This is a genomic window from Dokdonella sp. (genome assembly GCF_049593775.1).
In the GTDB taxonomy this organism is placed as follows: Bacteria; Pseudomonadota; Gammaproteobacteria; order Xanthomonadales; family Rhodanobacteraceae; genus Dokdonella.
Genome location: NZ_JBAWHJ010000075.1, coordinates 1 through 4,807, shown reverse-complemented (window position 1 = coordinate 4,807; position 4,807 = coordinate 1). Strand labels below are relative to the sequence as shown.

Annotated in this window: 5 protein-coding genes and 1 pseudogene; 3 read left to right on the top strand and 3 right to left on the bottom strand. The window is 60.5% G+C overall.

Annotation, left to right across the window (positions count from 1 at the left end):
• Both WBP53_RS02635 and WBP53_RS02630 read left to right on the top strand, forming a co-directional pair.
• Positions 1-191, top strand: a 191-nt coding sequence (locus tag WBP53_RS02635; protein ID WP_423925653.1) for a hypothetical protein, incomplete at its 5' end; no start/stop codon positions are given.
• Positions 133-763, top strand: a pseudogene (locus tag WBP53_RS02630) (aminotransferase class III-fold pyridoxal phosphate-dependent enzyme). The gene WBP53_RS02635 and the pseudogene WBP53_RS02630, both read left to right, overlap by 59 nt.
• A 37-nt stretch (positions 764-800) precedes the next feature.
• Here WBP53_RS02630 and WBP53_RS02625 read toward each other — a convergent pair.
• From WBP53_RS02625 to thiE, 3 genes are read right to left on the bottom strand one after another with little or no spacing between them, the layout of a single operon-like run.
• A complete protein-coding gene (locus WBP53_RS02625) occupies positions 801-1,934 on the bottom strand; it encodes a trans-sulfuration enzyme family protein (RefSeq protein ID WP_423925649.1) in 1,134 nt (377 codons plus the stop codon).
• Positions 1,931-3,214, bottom strand: a complete 1,284-nt coding sequence (gene hemL / locus WBP53_RS02620; RefSeq protein WP_423925647.1) for a glutamate-1-semialdehyde 2,1-aminomutase — start codon at positions 3,212-3,214, stop codon at positions 1,931-1,933. The genes WBP53_RS02625 and hemL overlap by 4 nt, the downstream gene beginning before the upstream one ends.
• Complete coding sequence (thiE, locus tag WBP53_RS02615; RefSeq protein ID WP_423925651.1) at positions 3,211-3,840, bottom strand: thiamine phosphate synthase; 630 nt, start codon at positions 3,838-3,840, stop codon at positions 3,211-3,213. The genes hemL and thiE overlap by 4 nt, the downstream gene beginning before the upstream one ends.
• A gap of 104 nt (positions 3,841-3,944) precedes the next feature.
• Here thiE and WBP53_RS02610 point away from each other — a divergent pair, with 104 nt between their 5' ends.
• Positions 3,945-4,130: a rubredoxin gene (locus tag WBP53_RS02610; protein ID WP_423925645.1), complete on the top strand. Its 186-nt coding sequence runs from the start codon at positions 3,945-3,947 to the stop codon at positions 4,128-4,130.
• The last annotated feature ends 677 nt before the right edge of the window (positions 4,131-4,807 follow it).

Genomic DNA, 4,807 nt, shown 5'->3' with positions numbered 1-4,807 from the left:
GAGCTACACTGAGTCGCTCATCGACATGGCGCTATGCAGCCTGCTGCCTGGCCACCGCAACGGCCATTGCGCTGCCGAGGTGTCACCAGGGATTCGGGTCGCTGCCGCGGGAGTTTCGCTACTCGGCTTTCAATGACCTCGGTGCCCTTGATCCCGCTTCGACTGACGAGGTTGCTGGTGTACTCGTCTAGCCCATTGAGGGCGATGGGGGAGTCGATTCTGCCAACCCCGAAATTTCTTTGCGAATTGCGCAAGCGTTGCAGCGCCCTCGGTGCATTGCGGGTCTTCGAAGAGGTCCAGTGCGGCATGGGTCGGACAGTGCGCCTGTGGGCCCATCAGTGGCCGGGCGTGATTCCTGAGGTCATGACCCTTGCCAAGGCGCTGGGCAGCGGATTCCCGATTGCTGCGATGCTGGTCGGCATCAATGCTGCGCAGTCCCTCCTGTTCGGCTCGCATGGATCGACCTTTGATGGCAACCCGCTGGCAGCAGCAATCTGGCAGATTGTGTTTGGGGCTCGAGCATCTCGGCGCGGAAACAGGTGCCATCGAAGCGGTCAGGGGGAGCGGCCTCATGCTCGGCGCCGTGTTGACGCCTGCGTTCGCCACACGTGTTGACGACGTGCTTGATGCTGTTGCACGCGAAGGGTTGCTGGTATTGCAGGCTGGCGCCGGCGTGCTGCGTTTTGTGCCAGCGCTCAATATCGGCGAAGAAGATATCGCCGACGGCTTGGCGAGACTGGGTTGGGCATTTCAGCAGCTCTGATGGGATCCGGGCTGCGCAAGCCCGACTCGATCGTTGTCTAGGCGAGTGCTGCCTCGAGGTCGGCTATCAAGTCGTCGACATGCTCCAGGCCTATGGACAGGCGCAAGAGATTGCCGGGTGAAACAGGATTGGCACCTTCTACCGATGCGCGGTGTTCGACCAGTGATTCGCAACCGCCGAGCGATGTGGCATTGGTGAACAGTCGCAGTCGCCCAGCCATATCCAGTGCAGCGGGCTTGCCGCCGCTCAATTCGATGCTGAGCATGCCGCCGAAATCGCGCATTTGCCTCTTCGCCACTTCATGTCCCGGATGCGATGCCAGGCCTGGGTAGTTGACGCGTTCGATGGCGGAATGAGTTGAAAGGAAATTGGCCACAGCGCGTGCGTTGGAGCAGTGCATGGCCATGCGCGCGGGCAGGGAACGACAGCCACGCAGTGTCAGCCAGGCACTGAAGGGAGCCAGCGTGGCACCGGTTATGTGCACTCGATGAGCCACGCGTGCATGCAGGCCGTCGGCTCGGGCGAACACCAGAGCGCCACCGAGCACATCGCTGTGTCCGCCGAAATACTTTGTCGTTGAGTGCATGACGATATCTGCGCCCAGCGCCAGTGGCTGCTGCAAGACCGGCGAAGCGAACGTGTTGTCGCAAGCCAGCAGCGCATCATGCGCATGTGCAATTTTCGCCAGAGCGGCGATATCGCAGACCTGCATGCGCGGATTCGATGGCGTTTCGGCCCAAATCAGGTCGATTCCATCGGCGCATGCGGCCTCCACGGCGTGTGTGTCTGCCATGTTGATCGTGACGACGTTGATCGCGCGTTGTGGCAGGAATTCGGCAGCCAGCGCCCTGAGGCCGGTGTAGCAATCGTCCGGGATGGCGATACGTGTTCCGGCAGGCAGCGACTCGAGAAGATTGCTGATTGCTGCCATGCCCGATGCGAAGGTGATCGCTCCGGCTCCGCCCTCAAGCGCTGCAATTGCTGCGCACAGTCGGTCGTTGGTCGGATTGCCTTCGCGCTGGTATTCGTAGCCGCCAACGCGTTCGCCGGACGGCCCGTGGCGAAACGTCGTAGCCAGGTGAATCGGAGCCACGACCGCACCGGTTTGCGGATCGGACTCTCCGCCCGCGTGAACGGCCAGGGTGTTCAGGTGAAGATTGGAGTCACTCATTGGCGCAGTTCAGCGAATGCTGTCCGGGCGGCCCGCAGCGTGTCGGCGATTATGCTTTCGTCATGTGCCATGGACATGAAGCCGGCCTCGTAGGCGGCGGGTGCGAAGAAGACACCCTGCTTGAGCATGCTCTGGAAGAATCGATTGAACAAAGTGCGGTCTGCCGCCGTGGCTTGCGCGTAGGTCTCTATCTTTTCACTACTGAAGAACAGGCCAAACATGGCGCCTACTCGCGTGGTCGTGAAGTCGATGCCCTCTCCATCCGCAAGGGCCTGGAGTCCATCTGTCAGCAAGATCGTTCGACGGGTCAGTTCGGCATGGAAACCGGGAGCCTGCACCAGTTCGAGCATTGCCAGCCCCGCGGCCATGGCGACCGGGTTGCCACTCAATGTTCCGGCCTGATAAACCGGCCCGGCTGGCGATATCTGCTGCATGATTTCGCGCTTGCCGCCATAGGCACCAACGGGCATTCCGCCGCCGACGATCTTGCCCAGCGTGGTCAGGTCGGGAGTGATCCCGTAGTGGGCTTGCGCGCCACCGAGTGCAACACGGAAGCCTGTCATCACTTCGTCGAAGATGAGCAGGGCGCCATGTTGCGTGCACAGTTCGCGTAGATGCTGAAGATAGCCTTCGCGAGGTTGAACGCAGTTCATGTTGCCGGGAACGGGCTCGACTATCAGGCCGGCAATTTCGCTACCTGTGTCTTCGAACATCTTGCTGGCGGCTTCGAAGTCATTGAATGGAAGCGTCATGGTCAAGTCTGCGAGTGCTTTCGGCACGCCGGGTGAAGTCGGCGTGCCCTGGGTTAGTGCGCCGGAGCCAGCCTTGACCAGGAATGCATCACCATGGCCGTGGTAGCAGCCTTCGAACTTGACGATGCGGGGCCGACCGGTAAACCCGCGTGCCAGCCGGATCGCTGACATGGTCGCTTCCGTGCCGGAATTTACCATGCGCGAGACTTCAATCGATGGCACGAGCTTGCTGATCGTCTCGGCCATCGTCAGCTCGGCGGCACATGGGGTGCCGAAGGAAAGCCCGTTCTCAATAGCTTCCGCTACCGCCTTGCGCACTGCCGGATGATTGTGCCCGACAATCATCGGGCCCCAGGATCCGACATAGTCGATGTAGCGCTTGCCTTCGACATCCCAGAGATAGGGGCCGTCAGCACGATGCGTGAAGAATGGTTCGCCGCCAACGGCGTTGAATGCGCGCACCGGGGAATTGACGCCGCCCGGCATCAGCTGGAGCGCGCGCTGGAACAGTTCGTGGTTGGAGCTCATGGGATTCTCGTTGCGGTCAGGGGGAAAAGGTTGCTGAATTGTCGGGCGCTGGCCTCGATATTGGCAGCGCCGAAAAGCGCATTGACTACTGCCACGCAGTCAGCGCCTGCATCAATCAGCGCTTGTGCATTGTCCGGGGTGACACCGCCGATCGCCACCCTTGGGATGCCAAGGTCTGCGGAATACCGCAACAAATCCAGGCCAGCCTTGCGCGCACCGGGCTTGGTATATGACGGGAAAAACGCGCCGAATGCCACATAACTCGCACCTTGGGCTGCCATCTCCCGCGCTCGCTGCAAAGAGTCGTAGCAGGAAACGCCAACAATTGCGTCTTGTCCAAGTCGCTCCAGAGCGACATCGATGTGCTCATCGTCGGAGCCAAGGTGCACACCCGCAGCGGCGCACTCAAGGGCGAGCTCCACGTCGTCGTTGATGATCAGGGGAACCGTGAATCGCGCGCAGGCTCGGGCAAGTATCGCGGCCTCCTTGCTGCGCCGGGCACGATCGCGCGTCTTGTCGCGGTACTGGATGATTCTGGCTCCGCCTGCCAGGGCAGCATCCACGGCGGCCTCGAGATCAGGTCGCGGACCGGCGGTAATTGCATAGAGCCCATGGAGTCGAATCATCATCAACCTGCAGTGGTCGTGCTTTGCGCGACCTGCGCAAGCTGACACAATAGTATGCGCAGCGCTTGGCGCGTTGCGTCTCTTCCATTCAATTGCATAGAGCCATGACACAGCCAGAAATACCGTATCGAACCTTCATGTGCGTCGTTTGTGGATTGCTCTACAGCGAAGCCGAGGGTTGGCCAGATGATGAAATTGCGCCTGGTACTCGCTGGGAAGATGTGCCCGAGACATGGACCTGCCCGGATTGCGGCGTGACCAAGTCGGATTTCGAGATGATCGAAGTCTGAAGCCCTGCCTGCCTGCAGTGATTCCCAATGTCAGAGTTTTGACAGATTTCCCCCGGATTTCGACCTGTCATGCCGCCGCAAGCACCGCCACCGATGCTTGACTGGAGTCCAATCAAGAAGCGCCGAATCGGCGAAGGTGGTCTCCAAATGAGAATTTTCGTTCCTGTGGAAGACGTTCCGACCGGCGCGCTGTTCGCGCCGCTTGTTCCCTATCAGTGCGGCCTGGCTTGCGAACATGCCCTGCGGCGGGCGCAGCAGTCAGAGATGTGGGCGCAATTCGCGATGATGGACTTCAGCTCGAAGTTGCCGCGCCCCTGCCCGTCGAGGCACGCTGAGTAGCGCCTGTCCCGCGTATCTTCTGCGAGGTCGCTGTGATTAGGGGTAAATGCGGGCCGAATTTCGCGCCATGCCTGAATTTTAGGCTCTTTCGCGCGTCTGCTCGGGCTCTGGAATGGGGCGCAACGAGTGCGCTCTGCCTGGCCACCCAAAATTTTTTTGCGAAATCGCTTCCACAAAGCGCGTCCTGCGGTTAGGATGCGCGCCCCGTTGAGGTTGGGCTGTTGGAGACAGTTTGATTGGGCGGGGGTTGGCACAGAGAGGCGATGCGAAAAAGGGCATCGCAAGGTGTTGACGGTAGGAAAAATGGTTGTATGATGTGCGGCTCGCTGACGACGAAA